Below are 14,644 nucleotides of genomic sequence, written 5' to 3'. Positions count from 1 at the left end.
GGAGACCCGATGAAGTACATGCTGATCATGCGCGCGACCGATGCGGCGAAGGAGGCCTACGCCTCCATCCCGTTCGACGAGATCATCACCCGGATGGGGCAGTACAACGAGGCGATGATCGAGGCGGGCGTGCTGCTCTCGGGCGACGGCCTGGCCGACGACGTCGCCTCCTCCGGCTTCGTGGTCGACTTCTCCTCCGAGCCGCCGACCGTCGTCGACGGCGCCTACGGCCCGACCGAGTCGCTCTTCAACGGCTTCTGGATCATCGGGGTCGACTCGAAGGAGCAGGCCCGCGAGTGGGCGCTGCGCTGCCCGCTGGTGCCCGGCAACCGCCTCGAGGTGCGCCGGATCACCGACGAGAGCGACTTCGCGGAGTTCGCCGACAACGAGTACGTGCAGAAGGAGGCCGGCTGGCGCGAGGACGAGGCGGCGCGGGCCTCCGGGGACTGACGCGGCGGCGGGCGTCACGCCTCCGTGACGACGCCCGCCTCGACGTGCCAGTGCCGCGTCAGCTGCACCGTCTCGAGCATCCGCCGGTCGTGGGTGACCAGCAGCAGCGTGCCCTCGTACGCCTCGAGCGCCTCCTCCAGCTGCTCGATGGCGACGAGGTCGAGGTGGTTGGTCGGCTCGTCGAGCACCAGGAGGTTCGTGCCGCGGGCCTGGAGGAGCGCCAGGGCGGCCCGCGTCCGCTCGCCCGGCGAGAGCTCGCCGACGCGGCGGCCGACGTGGTCGGCCTTCAGCCCGAATTTCGCCAGCAGGGTGCGGACCTCGGCGGTCGGCCACTCGGGCACCAGCGCCTCGAACGCGTCCGCGAGCGGCACCTCGGCGGCGAGCATCCCGCGGGCCTGATCGATCTCGCCGATCGCCACGCTCGCTCCGAGGGAGGCGCCGCCCTCCTCCGGCTCGGCGCGGCCGAGGAGGAGCGACAGCAGCGTCGACTTGCCGGCGCCGTTGGGCCCGGTGATGCCGATCCGGTCGCCCGCGTCGACCTGGAGCGACACCGGCCCGAGCGTGAAGGCGCCGCGGCGGGCGACCGCGCCGTTCAGCGTCGAGACGACCGAGCTCGAGCGCGGGGCGCTGCCGATCGTGAAGGCGAGCTGCCACTCCTTGCGCGGCTCCTCGACCTCCTCGAGCCGCGCGATCCGGCTCTCCATCTGGCGCACCTTCTGCGCCTGCTTCTCGCTCGACTCCGCCGAGGCCTTGCGGCGGATCTTGTCGTTGTCGGGGGCCTTCTTCATCGCGTTGCGCACGCCCTGGCTCGACCACTCCCGCTGGGTGCGGGCGCGGGAGACCAGGTCGGCCTTCTGCTCGGCGAAGTCCTCGTACTTCTCGCGGCGCTGGCGGCGCGCGGTCTCGCGCTCCTCCAGGAACGCGTCGTAGCCGCCTCCGTAGACCCGGTTGGTGCCCTGCGCGAGATCGAGCTCGAGCACGCGGGTGACGCTGCGGGCGAGGAACTCGCGATCGTGGCTCACGAGGACCGCGCCGCCGCGGAGCCCGCGGACGAAGGCCTCCAGGCGCTCCAGGCCGTCGAGGTCGAGGTCGTTGGTCGGCTCGTCGAGCAGCACCACGTCGAAGCGCGAGAGCAGCAGTGCCGCGAGGCCGACCCGCGCCGCCTGCCCGCCGGAGAGGGAGGTCATCGTCGAGGAGGCGGCCGCGGCGCCGAGCGACAGGCCCAGGTCGGCCAGGACGACCGGGGTGCGCTCGTCGAGGTCGGCCGCGCCGCTCGCGAGCCAGCGGTCGAGAGCGAGGGCGTACCGGTCCGCGATCGAGCCGTCGGGATCGGGGTCGGCCAGGGCGGCGGCGGCGGCGTCGAGCTCGGCGGAGGCCTCGGCGCAGCCGGTGCGGCGCGCGATGTAGCCGGCGACGGTCTCGCCCTCGCGGCGCTCGTGCTCCTGCGGCAGCCAGCCGACGAAGGCGTCGCCCGGCGAGAGCACGACGGAGCCCTCGAGCGGAGCCGTCTCGCCCGCGAGGATGCGCAGGAGCGTCGACTTGCCGGCTCCGTTCGCCCCGACGACGCCCACCACGTCCCCGGGGGCGACCGTCAGGTCGAGTCCGTCGAACAGGGTGCGGTGCGCATAGCCTCCGGAGAGGCCCTTGGCGACGAGGGTGGCGGTCACCGGTCCAGCGTAGGCGCGGGCGACTCGCTAGACGGCCTGGTGATCAGCCGGTCTAGGATGTGCGGATGAGCGACACGAGCCTGCGGAGCGGCGCCGGGTACTGGTACCCGGACGAGTCGTCCACCCGCCGCGCTGTCGAGGTGCTGAGCGCGATGCGCACGTACCGCGTCTCCGAGGTCTCGATGCGCCGCCGCACGCGTGAGCGGATGGCGATGGGCGAGACGGACCTGATCGCCATCCAGTACCTGCTCCGCCAGCAGCGCAAGGGCGAGCTGGTGACCGGCAAGGACCTGGCCTCGCACCTCTCCATCTCGTCCGCGTCGACCACGGTCCTCATCGACCGCCTGGTCCGCAGCGGCCACCTCGTGCGCAAGCCCAACCCGACCGACCGGCGCGGGATCGTCGTGGAGGCGACCGTCGACAGCGACGACGAGGTGCGCGCCACGCTCCAGGAGATGCACCGCCGGATGCTCGAGATCGCCGAGGACCTGGACGCCCCCGAGGCCGAGGTCGTCGTCAACTTCCTCCGCCGGATGAGTGCGGCCGTCGACGAGATCGACGCGGAGCACGGCGACGGGCACGATACGGACGAAGCCGACCCGGCGGAACCCTCCGCGGCGAAATAGCTAGACTGACTAGTAATAAGCCGAGGGGCCTATAGTCTGGCGGCATGGGTCAATTCCTCTACGGCACTCCTCCCGCCGTCATCGAGATCGAGGACCGGACCCTGGCCCACCTCCAGATCGTGATCTACGCGAAGTTCCGCCGCGACGAGCGCTTCAGCCTCACCCTCGACTCGATGCCCGAGGGCGCGCGGGGCCGCCACTCCTTCTGGATGAACCCGAACATCGCCCTGCAGTTCCACTTCGCGGGGAGCCGGCAGCCGACGATCAACCCGACCTGGGTCGAGCTCCTGATGGACGCGGCGAACAGCGGCGGCGGGCTGCGCCTGCTCACCGAGCCCCCGTCCTGACCCGGTCCCGGTGAGGCCGACCCGGCCCCGGCGACCGCGGAGCTCCCTGCACGACGGTGGATCCGCAGAACCGGCCTCCTGCGACAGCGCACGTGCCCCCGGCCGCCCCGTCTCCTAGGGTGGAGCGGGCGCCGCGGGGCGCGCGGAGGGCGGGGGACATGCGCAGGACGGTCATCGGAGCGACGGCACTGGCCGGTGTGCTCGCGCTCGCGGGGTGCTCGGCGCCCGCTCCGGCTCCCACGGTCACGGTCACCGTGTTCGCCACGGCGACGCCGACTCCGGTACCGGACCCGACCGTCACGGCGGCGCTCCCGCAAGCGACGGCCACGGTCTTCGCGCCGGTCCCCGAGGCGACGGTCACCTTCACGCCGAACGCGACACCGGACATCCCCGAGACCGCCTTCGCGGTCGACAACGGCGCGGTTCCCGGGGCGAACGGCGAGCCGACCCGCGACGGGGAGGGGGACATCGTGAGCTACACCGTGGTGCAGGGCGACACGTTCTTCGACATCGCGCAGCGCTTCGGGATCCCGGTGCAGCAGCTGCTCCGGATGAACCCGACGATCGCCGGAGCCGGCGAGGCGGTCTACATCAATGCAGTCATCAACCTCGACGCGAGCACGCTGGGCTGAGCGGAGCGGCGAGCCGCGGAGGCGGCCGCCCGGAGCGACCCGGCTACTGCGACTTCGGCAGGACGTGGAACGCGACGGCGAGCGATCCCGAGATCATCAGGATGCCGCCGACGAAGAGGAATCCGGCGATGTCGGGCAGCAGGAACGAGTTGCCGAGAACGAGGATCCCGCCGAGGAACAGCACGAACGAGAGGACGACGCCCAGACCAGTCATGCCCTCATCGTACGCAGGTCACGGGAGCAGGAGGTCCGCGAGCTCCTCGGCGCCGGACACCAGCGCGATCGTCCCGACCGCCTCGAGCGGCGATCCGTAGCCCCACTCGACCATGATCGTCGGCACGCCGTGGGCGGCGGCGCCCTGCACGTCGTGCTCGCGGTCGCCCACCATCACCGGCGCCGAGAGGTCGACGCCGAGCTCGCGGAGCCGGCGCAGCGCCTCCTCCACGACGTCGGCCTTGGCGCTGCGGACCTCGTCCTCGGAGGCGCCGCAGATCACCGTGAAGTACTGCGCCAGTCCGTAGTGCTCGAGGATGCGCGTGGCCGCCGACTCCGGCTTGGAGGTCGCGAGCGAGAGCGGCACGCCGGCCTCGGCGATGCGCGCGAGCACCTCGGGCAGCCCCGGGTAGACCGAGGAGTCGAACAGCCCGCCCGCGTTGTAGCGGCGGCGGTAGACCACGAGCGCGGCCTGCGCCTCCTCGACGGTCATCCCGCCGAGCTCGCGGAACGCCTCGAGCAGCGGAGGGCCGACGTAGGCCAGCAGCTCGGCCGGAGCGGGCACGGGGCGGCCCAGCTCGACGAAGGTCTCGACGAGGGTGCCGGTGATGCCGGGGGCCGAGTCGGTGATCGTGCCGTCGAGGTCGAACAGGATGCAGGACCAGGTGCCGGCTCGCGCGTCGAGGCCGGTGGCGGCGAGGGTCGTGTCGGACATGGCGGGCTCCTGACCTCGGAGGACGGGGTGACGTCGGCGCTGCCCCGCCGGGGGCCACACTCTACGGCCGTTCGGCGTCCAGAGCCCGTTCGACGAACGAACGGGTGACGACCTGGGCGATCGAGCCGGGGTCGAGCTGCACGGCGACGAAGTCGGCGGTGCGGATCAGCGCGAAGGCCTCGCGTCCGGGGAGGACCAGCATCTGCACCCGCGGATGCTGCTGCCGGGGGACCGCGGTGCGCACCTCGTCCGTGGAGGTGAACAGCGGCAGGACCTGCTCCCCGGTGGTCGTCGCGACGGTGCGGACGTGCGGCACGCCTCCGGGCTGGGAGCCCGTGACGTCGACCACGAGGGAGCCGTCGAGGCAGGCCTCGAGCAGCCGGTCGACGGCCTCGGCGGTGGGAGCGGCGACGAGCGCCTCCAGGGCTTCCCGAGCCTCCGCATTGCGGTACGGACCGGGTCGCGCCGGGCGTGCAGGGGGTCCGCCTCGTCGTGCCATGGCTCCACGCTAACGAAGACCGGGGCGTGATCGGAATCGCCGGGACCGGTTCCCGGGAATGCGCGCGATCGGTGTCCGGAATCGTTACGGCTGTCTGCGGACACCGTGTCCTCCATTCGACGGCTGGTGGCGAACAGCTCGATTCAGCCGTGATTGCCTCCGCTTATCCTGAACATTCCCCTCGACATGGCGCGAGAAAGGGACGAATGGCGCCATTCATGGCGCACTCGATTGTGAAAGGGGGTAATGTCTCTACCGGTCCGGGTCGAGACAGTCCGGTCCCGCGAACTCCAGGAGGAAAAGTGGCCCAGAAGATCACGCTTGTCGACGATATCGACGGAACCCTTATCGATTCCGGTGACGGCGGTACCGTCCGCTTCAGCATCGAGGGCGCCAACTACGAGATCGATCTCGGCCCCGACAACATCGCCGAGCTCCACTCGGCGCTCGAGAAGTTCGTCTCGAGCGCCCGCCGTGTCGGCTCGCGCCCCGCGGCCGCCACGAGCGTCGCGACCGCCTCCAAGAGCGACCCCAAGCAGCTCAAGGCCATCCGCGAGTGGGCGAACGCCAACGGCCACCCCGTCTCCGACCGCGGACGCATCCCCTCCGAGGTCCAGGCCGCCTACCAGGCCGCCCACAAGTAGCGGCCGCCGGGCTCTCGGCCCGGTGAGACGCCGCATTCCCGGGCCTCGCGCCCGGTGAGCGGAAGGCCCCCGTGATCCGATCGCGGGGGCCTTCGCCGTGCCTGTCGCCGCGCCTTCGCCGTGCCTGTCAGAACAGGCGGGTGTGGGAGTCGTCGGTGCCGCGCATGGCCTCGTAGTCGAGCACCACGCAACGGATTCCGCGGTCCTCGGCGAGAGTCCGCGCCTGCGGCTTGATCTCCTGAGCGGCGAAGACTCCCGTCACCGGGAAGAGGTGCGGATCGCGATTCATCAGCTCGAGATAGCGGGTGAGCTGCTCCACTCCGTCGATCTCGCCGCGGCGCTTGATCTCGACGGCGACGGCGGCTCCCGAGGAATCGCGGGCGAGGATGTCGACCGGGCCGATCGCGGTCATGTACTCGCGCCGGACGAGAGTGTGCCCCTCTCCGAGGAGGCCGATCTGCTCGGCGAGAAGGCGCTGGAGATGCGACTCCACTCCGTCCTTCACGAGTCCCGGATCGACGCCGAGCTCGTGCGCCGAATCGTGCAGCACCTCGTGGATCGAGACGACGAGAGCGTCGCCGGTCTTGCGGTGCGCGACGGTCCACTGCTGCGTCACTCCCGCGGCGCGCGCCTCCTCGTCGGGCTCGCCCGTGATCAGCGTGCAGGGAGGGCTCATCCAGTTCAGCGGCTTGTAGGAGCCGCCGTCGGAGTGGATGAGGACGCTCCCGTCGGCCTTGACGAGCAGGAGGCGGGTGGCGAGCGGGAGGTGGGCGCTGAGACGGCCGGTGTAGTCGACGGAGCAGCGCGCGATGACGAGACGCACCCGTCGAGGATAGACGGCGCGGCTCCGGCGGGCTCCCGGCTCAGCGCGCGGCGACGGGAGGCCGGCGGCCGAGCGGAGGAGCGGGCGGCGGCACCGAGAGCGAGGCGCGCAGCGCGACCGCGAACTCGGCCGGCGCCTCCGCCCACGGGTGGTGGCCGCTCGACTCGATGACGGCCAGGCTCGCCTGCGGCAGGAGCGCGGTGAGCGCCTCCAGAGCGGCGACGCCCGTCACCGGATCGTCCTCGCCGCCGAGGACGACCGCGGGGCAGTCGAGGCGCTGCAGAGCGTCGCGGATCGCCGCGGTGTCGTCGGAGCCGGCGGGAGTCGTGTGACCGGCAGCCCGGTCGTCGATCCCGAGCCAGGCGGTGCCGGGGGCGATCAGGAGCAGGTGGGCGACGCGCTCGGGCGCGTCCACGGCGGCGAGCAGGACGGCGCGGCAGCCGGAGTCGTGCGCGGCGAGATCGAGCTCGTCGACGCCGAGGTGGCGGCGCAGGTCCTCCACGTCGGCGGCCGTCGTGGCCGGGGGAGCGGGAGGCAGCTCCGCGGAGCCGCCCACTCCGCGCGGGTGCAGCACGAGGACGCGGCGCGTGCAGGCGATCGAGGCGAACGAGCCAAGGTAGGAGGGATGGCGCTCCGGCTCGCCGGGGACGACCACCAGGGGCCGCCCCTGACCGGCTCCGTGCTCGTCGACGTGGAGCAGGGCGCCGTCGCGCGCTCGGTACCGCATCCGCTCCCCCTCCGCCGCCGTCCTGGGAAGCCTAGGGGGAGGCGCGTCGGGGCGCCCGGGCCGCACGGGGGCTTGCGGCGGCGTCGAGGGCGGGGCGGTCAGCTCCGCCGGCTGCGGGCGGCGGGGGAGGCGAGCCCGGCCACGACCACCAGGGCCAGCACCAGGAAGAGGGCGTTCAGCAGGCCGTAGTGCTCGCCGAGGAAGCCGATCGCCGGCGGTCCGACCAGGAACGCGACGTAGCCGAGCATCGCCACCGCGCTGACGCGGGCGGCCGAGTGCGGCCCCTCCGCCGCGGCCGACATGCCCACCGGGAAGCCGAGCGAGCAGCCCAGACCCCAGGCGACCGCGCCGACGACGACGAGCGCGTCGACCGGGGCGAGGATGAACAGCAGGATGCCGACGATCGCGAGCCCGGCGGAGGCGCGCAGCACCGGGACGCGGCCGAAGCGGTCGAGCACGGGCCCGCCGATCACGCGTCCGACGGTCATGGCGGCGACGAACACGCCGAATACGACGGCGGCGGTCGTCTTGTCGGTGCCGTGGCCGTCGACCATCGCCAGGGTCAGCCAGTCGTTCGCGGAGCCCTCGGCGAAGGCCATGCCCAGCATGATCAGGCCGATGAGGACGAGGCGGCCGTCGCGCCAGACGCCGAGGGAGGCGGCGACGCGCTCGCGGACCGGCGGCTTCACCGTGGTCGCCGCGCCGGAGGTGTCGAGCTCCTCGCGGACCGGGACGAAGCGGATCGCGATCACCGCGGTCACGGCGATCACCACGGCGATCGCGCCGAGGTGGACGGCGACGGGCACGGCCAGGGCGGAGGCGCCCGCGCCGATCAGCGCGCCGGCCACGGTGCCGAGGCTGAAGAAGGCGTGGAACAGCGGCAGGAGCGTCTTGCCGAAGGCCTTCTCGTTGGCCGCTCCCTCGACGTTCATCATCACGTCGACCGCTCCGTTGCCGAAGCCGAGCATCGCCATGCCGGCGAAGGCCGCGGGGAGGACGCCGATGACGTCGGCCGAGACGCCCAGCACCGCGAGGCCCGCCGCCGAGACGGTGAGGCCGAGCGCCATGCCGCGCCGGGCGCCGATCGCGCCCATGACCGGCGTCGAGAACGCGAGTCCGACGATCGCGCCGATCGACATCGAGAGGATCAGCAGGCCCACTCCGGCGGTCGAGAGCTGGAGCTCGTCGCGGATGGCGGGGGTGCGCGAGACCCAGGTGGCGATCGAGATCCCGCTGAGGACGAAGATCGTGAAGACGGCGTTGCGCCAGGCGACCAGCTGCGGGCGCGTGAGCGCGGACGTCGAGGTCATGGCGGTTCTCCTGGTGCGGGCGGGATCCGGACACCGGATCGAGAGGCACGGTCGAATCGATTCGAAGCGAGCCGGTCTAAGCTATCCGGAACCCCGGGGCCGGTCAACCGACGACGAGTGCGCCGCCCCCACGAGGAGGAACGTGGAACCCCGCAAGAGCCCCCGGCCGACGCTCGCCCGCGTCGCGAGCCGGGCCGGAGTGTCCCCCTCCACCGCCTCGCTGGTCTTCAGCGGCTCCGGCCCCGTCTCGGAGGCCACGAAGGAGCGGGTGCTGCGCGCGGCGTCCGAGCTCGACTACGCCGGCCCCGACCCGCGGGCGCGCTCGCTCCGCCGCGGCCGCTCGGGGATCGTGGGGGTCGTCGTGGACGAGCGGATGCTGCACGCGTTCCGCGACCCGATCAAGATCGCCATGCTCGACGGGATCGCCGACGTGCTCGGCGGGGTCGACGCCGGGATCCTGCTGCTCACCGAGACCGGCGACGGCGCGGGCCTGCTGGCGACGGCCCCGGTCGACGCGATGATCCTGGTCGGCTGCAGCCCGTCGGTCGACGACTCCGTCGCCGTGCTGCGCCGCCGGGGGGTGCCGGTCGTCGTGGTCGAGGGCCTCTCGGAGCTGGGCGGCGCCGTGATCTCGCTCGACAACCGCGAGGCCAGCCGCACCCTCGCGGAGCACCTGCGCGAGCTCGGCCACGAGCGGGTCGCGGTGGTCGCGCTCCCGTTCGCGAAGGACCGCCGCCGCGGCGCGATCCCGGCCGGCTGGCGCTCGAGCCCCAGCATCACTCCGGTCGACCGCCTCCTCGGCGTGCAGGACGTCTTCCCGGAGGCGTCGGTCGTCGCCGCCGCGGCGAGCTCCGTCGACGAGGGCGTCGCCGCGGGCCGCACGCTGCTCGAGGGGGCGGAGCCGCCGACCGCGGTCGTCGCGCAGAGCGATCTGCTGGCCGCGGGCGTGATCCTCGCGGCGGAGGAGCGCGGGCTGCGCGTGCCCGAGGACCTCTCGGTGGTCGGCTTCGACGGCGTGCAGGTGCCCGGTCTCGCGGCCGAGTACGACCTCACGACGATGGCCCAGCCCGCGGTCGAGAAGGGCCGTGCGGCGGGACGGGCCGCGGTCGCGCTCCTGGCCGACGAGGAGGCGGAGGCGGTCTGCTTCCACGCCGTCTTCCACCGCGGGAACACCAGCGCACCGCCGCGCTGACCGGAGTTGTCCACAGGCTTCTCCACAGGGGAGGAGTGCGGTCAGCGGAGCCAGACGTCGCTGCGGACCCGGAGCCCGAGGGTGACCGCGCGGGCGCCGAGGAAGCCGACGGCGAAGGCGAGCCAGAGCGCGAGGAGGCGCCATTCGGCGGGCGCGGCGGGGGCGAGCAGGGCGAGCGGGACGAAGACGGCGAGGTTCGCGAGGCCGCTGAGCGCCAGGTAGCGGCCGTCACCGGCGCCGATCAGCACGCCGTCGAGCACGAAGACGTAGCCGCCGAGCGGAGCGGTGAGGCCCACGACGGCGATCGCCGCGGGCAGCAGCCGCAGCACCTCCGGGTCGCTCGAGAAGACGTACGGCAGGACACCGCTCAGACCGGTGACCAGCGCTCCGAGCACTACTCCTGCACCGATTCCCCAGGTCACACAGCGTTTCGTGACGGCTCGGGCCTGCTCGGCGTCGCCCGCGCCGAGGAGGCGGCCCAGCAGCGCCTGCGCGGCGATCGCCACCGCGTCGAGGGCGAAGGCGACCGTCGAGAACAGCGTCATCGCCACCTGGAAGGCGCCCAGCTCCTCCGCCCCGAGCGAGGTGGCGGTCGCGACCGCGAGCAGGATCGCCGCGCGGAGGCTCGCTGTGCGCAGCAGCATCCAGCCGCCGGATCCCGCGGAGGAGGCCAGGCCCGCGAGGTGCGGCCGCAGCGGCGCGCCGACCCTCCGGGCGAGCCGCAGCGCGACTCCCGCGTAGGCCGCGAGCATGGCCCACTGCGCGATCACCGTCCCCAGTGCGGAGCCGGTTATCCCCAGGCCGGCCGGGTAGATCAGCACGGCGTTGAGAGCGGCGTTGAGGGCGAATCCGCCGGCGGCGATCACCAGCGGAGTGCGGGTGTCCTGGAAGCCGCGGAGGAGCCCGGTGAGCGCGAAGACGCCGAGCATGGCGGGGATCCCGGCCATGCTCACCGCCAGGTACCGCACGCCCGCCTCGGCCACAGCCGGCTCCGCGCCGAAGAGCGCCACGACGGCCGGAGCGGTCAGCGCGCCCACCACGGCGATGCCGGCGCCGAGGAGCAGGGCCAGCCAGCCGCCGTCGATCCCGGCCGCCACGGCCCTCCGCTCGTCGCCCTCGCCGAGGGCCCGGCCGACCCGCGGAGTCGTGCTGTACGCGAGGAAGACCATCAGGCCGACGATCGTCTGCAGCACCGTGCCGCCCAGCGCGAGCCCGGCGAGCGGGACGGCGCCGAGGTGGCCGACCAGGGCGGAGTCGGTGAGCAGGAACAGCGGCTCGGCGACCAGCGAGCCCAGCGCCGGGACGGCGAGCCGGAGGATGCTGCGGTCGAGGGCTGAGGTCACCGCTCGACGCTAGCGGCTGCCGGAGCTCCGGGACGGGCGTACCGTGGGCGGGATGCAGCGCTTCGGGATCGGGCTGGCGGCCGTGGGCCGGCCGGCGTACATCACGGCAGGGCGCGACGACGACCTCGGCCCCGCGGCCGAGCGGAGCGTCGACGCGCTGCGCGAGCGCACGCACCTGCTGCTCGACGCGGCGTGGGACGCCGGCGTCCGCTTCCTCGACGCCGCGCGCTCCTACGGGCGGGCGGAGGAGTTCCTCGGCGGCTGGCTCGCCCGGCACCCCGAGCGGCGGGCGGCGCTCACGATCGAGTCGAAGTGGGGCTACGAGTACGTCGGCGGGTGGGCGATGGATGCGCCGGTGCACGAGCGCAAGGAGCACTCGGTCGCGATGCTCGACCGCCAGTGGCCGCTCACGCTCGACGCGCTCGGCTCGGCGCCCGACTCCTACCTCGTCCACTCGATCACTCCCGAGAGCCCGGCCCTCACCGACCGCCCGCTGCTGGACCGACTGCGCGGCCTCGCCGGCTCCGGAGTGCGCGTCGGCCTCTCCACCAGCGGACCCGAGCAGGCGCGCGTGATCGAGCTCGCCCGCGCGATCCCGGAGTCGCCGTTCAGCGCGGTCCAGAGCACCTGGAACCCGCTCGAGCAGTCCGCGGGCCGGGCGCTCGCCGCCGCGCACGACGACGGCTGGCTGGTGGTGGTCAAGGAGGCCCTCGCCAACGGGAGGCTCGTGGCGCACCCGATCGAGCACGCCGGCGCCGCGCCGGACGCCGTCGCCCTGGGGGCCGTCCTCGCGCAGCCCTGGGCCGACGTCGTGCTGAGCGGCGCGGCGACTCCGGAGCAGCTGCGGGCCAACCTGCGCGCGCAGCCCCGGGAGCTCGCGGAGCTCCCGGCGCTCGCCGTGGATCCGGCCCGCTACTGGGCCGAGCGCTCCGCTCTCGACTGGACCTGAGAGCACTCGAACGAAGTGAGGCGTGCGCTCCGGCGCCGCACGGGATAGCGTTCCTCTCAGCGCCCCGTCTGCCCTCTCTGCGAGGGCTGGCGCGCGGATCGGCCCTCGTGATATCGCCCGAGGGGATCCGCCCCGGCCCGCCACCCCTCTTCGAGTGCGGGCGAATCGAGCTTCCGATTCTCAGGCGATCCGCAGGTTACGGGCGGGGTGACGGCAGTGCCAGAGGAAGCGGGGAGCGCGGGCTTAACGGGGGGTGACGCATCGGCGGGCTATGCCGGGGAGGCCGGACGGCCGTGGTCCGAGGGGTCGATCCGGATGGCGCACTCGAGGAGCTCGGCGCTCCTCCACAGGGCGCGGATCAGCGCGGGCATCCCCGGGAGCGATCGTCACGATCCCGAGCCCTCAGGACTCGGAGCCCCGCCGGACCCGCAGCCGCGTCTCCTCGAGGTCGAGCAGCGACTGGGCGTCGCGGAGGATGCGCTGCGGGTAGGCGCGGCGCGAGCGCGCGTCCAGCAGCGCCTCCCGCTCGGCCGCGACCACGGCGAGGCGCAGCGCCCGGTAGAGGCGGTGCGGAGTGTCCGCGACCGACCGCTCCGTGCCGCGCGAGCGCTCCCAGGCGGCCTCGGAGCGGAGGAACGACGTCTGGCGCACCCGCTCCAGGACGTCCGGAGCGACGCCGTCGGCGCCCTCGACGGCGTCGCCCGGGTGCTCCAGCACCGAGAGGCCCTTCTCGGTGATCTCGTCGAGCAGACCCGCGAGCGCGCGCTGGTCCTCGGGCACGTCGATCCCGCGGATGCCCAGCGTCCGGATCAGCAGCGGCAGCGTGCTGCCCTGGATCAGCAGGGTCGCGACGGCCACGGTGAAGGCGATCAGCACGAGCTGCGGGCGGTAGGGGATGTCCTCGGGCAGCGACTGCGCGGCCGCGAGGGTCACCACTCCGCGCATCCCGGACCAGCCGAGCACCAGACCGCCGCGCCAGCCGATGCCGTTGCGGCTGAAGTGCCGGTAGTCGCTGCGCCGCAAAAGGTAGCGCCGCTTCGCCCGGCCGCGCTCCTCCTTCGGCAGCGCCTGCGCCTCGGGCGACTCGAGCAGCTCCTTCTGCTCGCGGGCCCGGCGCTCGGCCCGGCGGGTCTGCCAGCGCTCGCCGAGGAGGACCGGCCCGACCCAGAGGAAGCGCACGACGATCAGCCCGACCACCGCGATCAGCCCGATCCCGACCGCTCCGGGCACCGAGAGGCGCGCGCTGTCGGCGTCGTGGATCAGCGAGCGGATCTCGAGACCGATCAGCAGGAACACGCCGTTCTCGAGCAGGAACTGCACGGTGCGCCAGTTGACCCGGTCGTTCACCCGCGACTGGGCGGTGAAGGCGCGGGAGGAGGCGTGCCCGGTGTGCAGGCCGGCGACGACCACGGCGAGCACGCCCGAGGCGCCCAGGCCCTCGGCGGGGATGAACGCGACGAAGGGGACGATGAAGGAGAGGACGGTGTTGAGCACCGGGTCCTCGAGCCGCGAGCGGACGAAGACGGTGACGACGCTGGCCACGAACCCGACCACGACGGCCACGACGACCGCGTAGAGGAAGTCGCCGATCGCGGCCCACGGCGTCGCGAGCGTCCCCGCGGCGGCGGCGAGGGCCGAGCGGAGGAGGACCAGCGCGGTCGCGTCGTTGATCAGCCCCTCGCCCTCGAGCAGGGTGAGCAGCCGCGGCGGGAGGCCGAGCCGCCGGCCGACCGAGGTCGCGGCGACGGCGTCGGGCGGGCTGATGATCGCGCCCACGGCGATCGCCAGGCCCAGCCCGAGCTCGGGGAGGAGGAGGAAGAGGAGCGCGCCGACGCCGGCCGCCGAGATCAGCACCAGCACGACCGACAGGCCGGTGATGGTGGTCAGATTCCGGCGGAAGTCGATGAACGGGACGCTGAGCGCCGCCGCGTACAGCAGTGGCGGCAGCACGCCGTCGAGCACCCACTCGTGCGGGACGACCACCTCCGGCACCCCGGGGATGTACGAGAGGCCGACGCCGGCGAGCACGAGGACGATCGGGGCGGCGACGCCGAGGCGCCGTGAGAAGACGGCGACCGCGACGAGGACCGAGACGCCGACGATCGCGGCGATGCCCAGCTCCATCAGCGGAGGCTCTCGAGGGCGCAGAAGGGCATGGTCTCGTCTCCAGGGGGTGGCGGGCGATCGCCCGGGACGAGTCTGCGCCTCTCGGCGGATGCGGGGCAGGGGGTTGCGAGCACCCGGCGTCCCGCGCCGGGGTCAGCCGTCGTCGCGAGCGGCGCGCCGGTCGAGCAGGCGGGCGAGTCCGAGGAGGAGCGCCATGGCGCCGAGCGCCGCGACGGCCAGGGCGAGCGCGGCGCCGGGCTCGAGCGTGATCCCGCGCTCGACGACCTGCGCGCGCAGCACCGGGTCGGCCGAGACGACGAGCAGGCCGATCGAGGCGGCGGCGAGGACGAGTCCGTAGAGGACGGCGCCGACGCGGATCCGCGGGCGGGCGGTGGCGGGGG

At 73.5% G+C, this 14,644-nt stretch carries 17 protein-coding genes; 7 read left to right on the top strand and 10 right to left on the bottom strand.

The genetic code is table 11. The features are described 5' to 3' along the window. Positions 1–9: 9 nt before the first annotated feature. Entirely contained in the window at positions 10–450 is a 441-nt protein-coding gene (locus C5B95_RS03740; protein WP_104222630.1) for a YciI family protein, read from the top strand. Positions 451–464: 14 nt separating this feature from the next. On the opposite strand, the gene C5B95_RS03735 is transcribed toward C5B95_RS03740, so the two are convergent. Further along, positions 465–2,117, bottom strand: coding sequence for an ABC-F family ATP-binding cassette domain-containing protein (locus C5B95_RS03735; protein WP_104308167.1), 1,653 nt, complete (start codon positions 2,115–2,117; stop codon positions 465–467). Positions 2,118–2,182: 65 nt separating this feature from the next. Here C5B95_RS03735 and C5B95_RS03730 point away from each other — a divergent pair, with 65 nt between their 5' ends. From C5B95_RS03730 to C5B95_RS03720, 3 genes are all read left to right on the top strand, one after another. Then, a complete protein-coding gene (locus C5B95_RS03730) occupies positions 2,183–2,743 on the top strand; it encodes a MarR family winged helix-turn-helix transcriptional regulator (protein ID WP_104256423.1) in 561 nt (186 codons plus the stop codon). Positions 2,744–2,787: 44 nt separating this feature from the next. Next, the gene (locus C5B95_RS03725; protein ID WP_068250131.1) at positions 2,788–3,090 is read left to right on the top strand and encodes a hypothetical protein; all 303 of its coding nucleotides are present in this window, start codon (positions 2,788–2,790) and stop codon (positions 3,088–3,090) included. A 158-nt stretch (positions 3,091–3,248) separates the two neighbouring features. Further along, positions 3,249–3,722 carry a LysM domain-containing protein gene (locus C5B95_RS03720; RefSeq protein ID WP_104222627.1) on the top strand — a complete coding sequence of 158 codons (474 nt, stop codon included), beginning with the start codon at positions 3,249–3,251 and terminating at the stop codon, positions 3,720–3,722. A gap of 43 nt (positions 3,723–3,765) precedes the next feature. On the opposite strand, the gene C5B95_RS17370 is transcribed toward C5B95_RS03720, so the two are convergent. The 3 genes from C5B95_RS17370 to C5B95_RS03710 all read right to left on the bottom strand — a co-directional run bounded on the left by C5B95_RS17370 (position 3,766) and on the right by C5B95_RS03710 (position 5,149). Next, on the bottom strand, positions 3,766–3,936 hold the full coding sequence (locus C5B95_RS17370; RefSeq protein WP_159911733.1) for a hypothetical protein: 171 nt from the start codon (positions 3,934–3,936) through the stop codon (positions 3,766–3,768). Between the two features lie 18 nt (positions 3,937–3,954). Continuing rightward, positions 3,955–4,650, bottom strand: a complete 696-nt coding sequence (locus C5B95_RS03715) for an HAD hydrolase-like protein (protein WP_104222626.1) — start codon at positions 4,648–4,650, stop codon at positions 3,955–3,957. Between the two features lie 61 nt (positions 4,651–4,711). After that, entirely contained in the window at positions 4,712–5,149 is a 438-nt protein-coding gene (locus C5B95_RS03710; RefSeq protein WP_104222625.1) for an SseB family protein, read from the bottom strand. Between the two features lie 302 nt (positions 5,150–5,451). On the opposite strand from C5B95_RS03710, the gene C5B95_RS03705 reads away from it, so the two are divergent. After that, positions 5,452–5,793, top strand: a complete 342-nt coding sequence (locus C5B95_RS03705) for an Lsr2 family protein (RefSeq protein WP_104222624.1) — start codon at positions 5,452–5,454, stop codon at positions 5,791–5,793. A gap of 127 nt (positions 5,794–5,920) precedes the next feature. Here the strand turns inward: C5B95_RS03705 and nucS are convergent, their stop codons facing one another. The 3 genes from nucS to C5B95_RS03690 form a co-directional block, all read right to left on the bottom strand. Further along, on the bottom strand, positions 5,921–6,616 hold the full coding sequence (gene nucS, locus C5B95_RS03700; protein ID WP_104222623.1) for an endonuclease NucS: 696 nt from the start codon (positions 6,614–6,616) through the stop codon (positions 5,921–5,923). 40 nt (positions 6,617–6,656) lie between these two features. After that, entirely contained in the window at positions 6,657–7,343 is a 687-nt protein-coding gene (locus C5B95_RS03695; protein WP_104308166.1) for an alpha/beta fold hydrolase, read from the bottom strand. Positions 7,344–7,441: 98 nt separating this feature from the next. Beyond that, on the bottom strand, positions 7,442–8,653 hold the full coding sequence (locus C5B95_RS03690; RefSeq protein ID WP_104225755.1) for an MFS transporter: 1,212 nt from the start codon (positions 8,651–8,653) through the stop codon (positions 7,442–7,444). A 142-nt stretch (positions 8,654–8,795) separates the two neighbouring features. Here C5B95_RS03690 and C5B95_RS03685 point away from each other — a divergent pair, with 142 nt between their 5' ends. Then, on the top strand, positions 8,796–9,845 hold the full coding sequence (locus C5B95_RS03685) for a LacI family DNA-binding transcriptional regulator (protein ID WP_104335426.1): 1,050 nt from the start codon (positions 8,796–8,798) through the stop codon (positions 9,843–9,845). A gap of 41 nt (positions 9,846–9,886) precedes the next feature. Here C5B95_RS03685 and C5B95_RS03680 read toward each other — a convergent pair whose 3' ends face one another. Beyond that, positions 9,887–11,188, bottom strand: a complete 1,302-nt coding sequence (locus C5B95_RS03680) for an MATE family efflux transporter (RefSeq protein WP_104222620.1) — start codon at positions 11,186–11,188, stop codon at positions 9,887–9,889. A 52-nt stretch (positions 11,189–11,240) separates the two neighbouring features. Here C5B95_RS03680 and C5B95_RS03675 point away from each other — a divergent pair, with 52 nt between their 5' ends. Further along, positions 11,241–12,137: an aldo/keto reductase gene (locus C5B95_RS03675; RefSeq protein ID WP_104348516.1), complete on the top strand. Its 897-nt coding sequence runs from the start codon at positions 11,241–11,243 to the stop codon at positions 12,135–12,137. Positions 12,138–12,539: 402 nt separating this feature from the next. Here the strand turns inward: C5B95_RS03675 and C5B95_RS03670 are convergent, their stop codons facing one another. Together C5B95_RS03670 and C5B95_RS17365 are read right to left on the bottom strand one after the other, a co-directional pair. Then, positions 12,540–14,261 (bottom strand): sodium:proton antiporter, encoded by a 1,722-nt coding sequence (locus C5B95_RS03670; RefSeq protein WP_104348515.1) that lies wholly within the window; start codon positions 14,259–14,261, stop codon positions 12,540–12,542. A gap of 135 nt (positions 14,262–14,396) precedes the next feature. Then, positions 14,397–14,644: hypothetical protein (locus C5B95_RS17365; protein ID WP_181027191.1), on the bottom strand; the 248-nt coding region annotated here is incomplete at its 5' end.

The sequence above is a fragment of the Rathayibacter sp. AY1A7 genome (assembly GCF_002930845.1).
Classification (GTDB): domain Bacteria; phylum Actinomycetota; class Actinomycetes; order Actinomycetales; family Microbacteriaceae; genus Rathayibacter.
The sequence above is the reverse complement of the archived record's forward strand: the minus strand, read 5'-3'. Positions and strand labels throughout refer to the sequence as shown.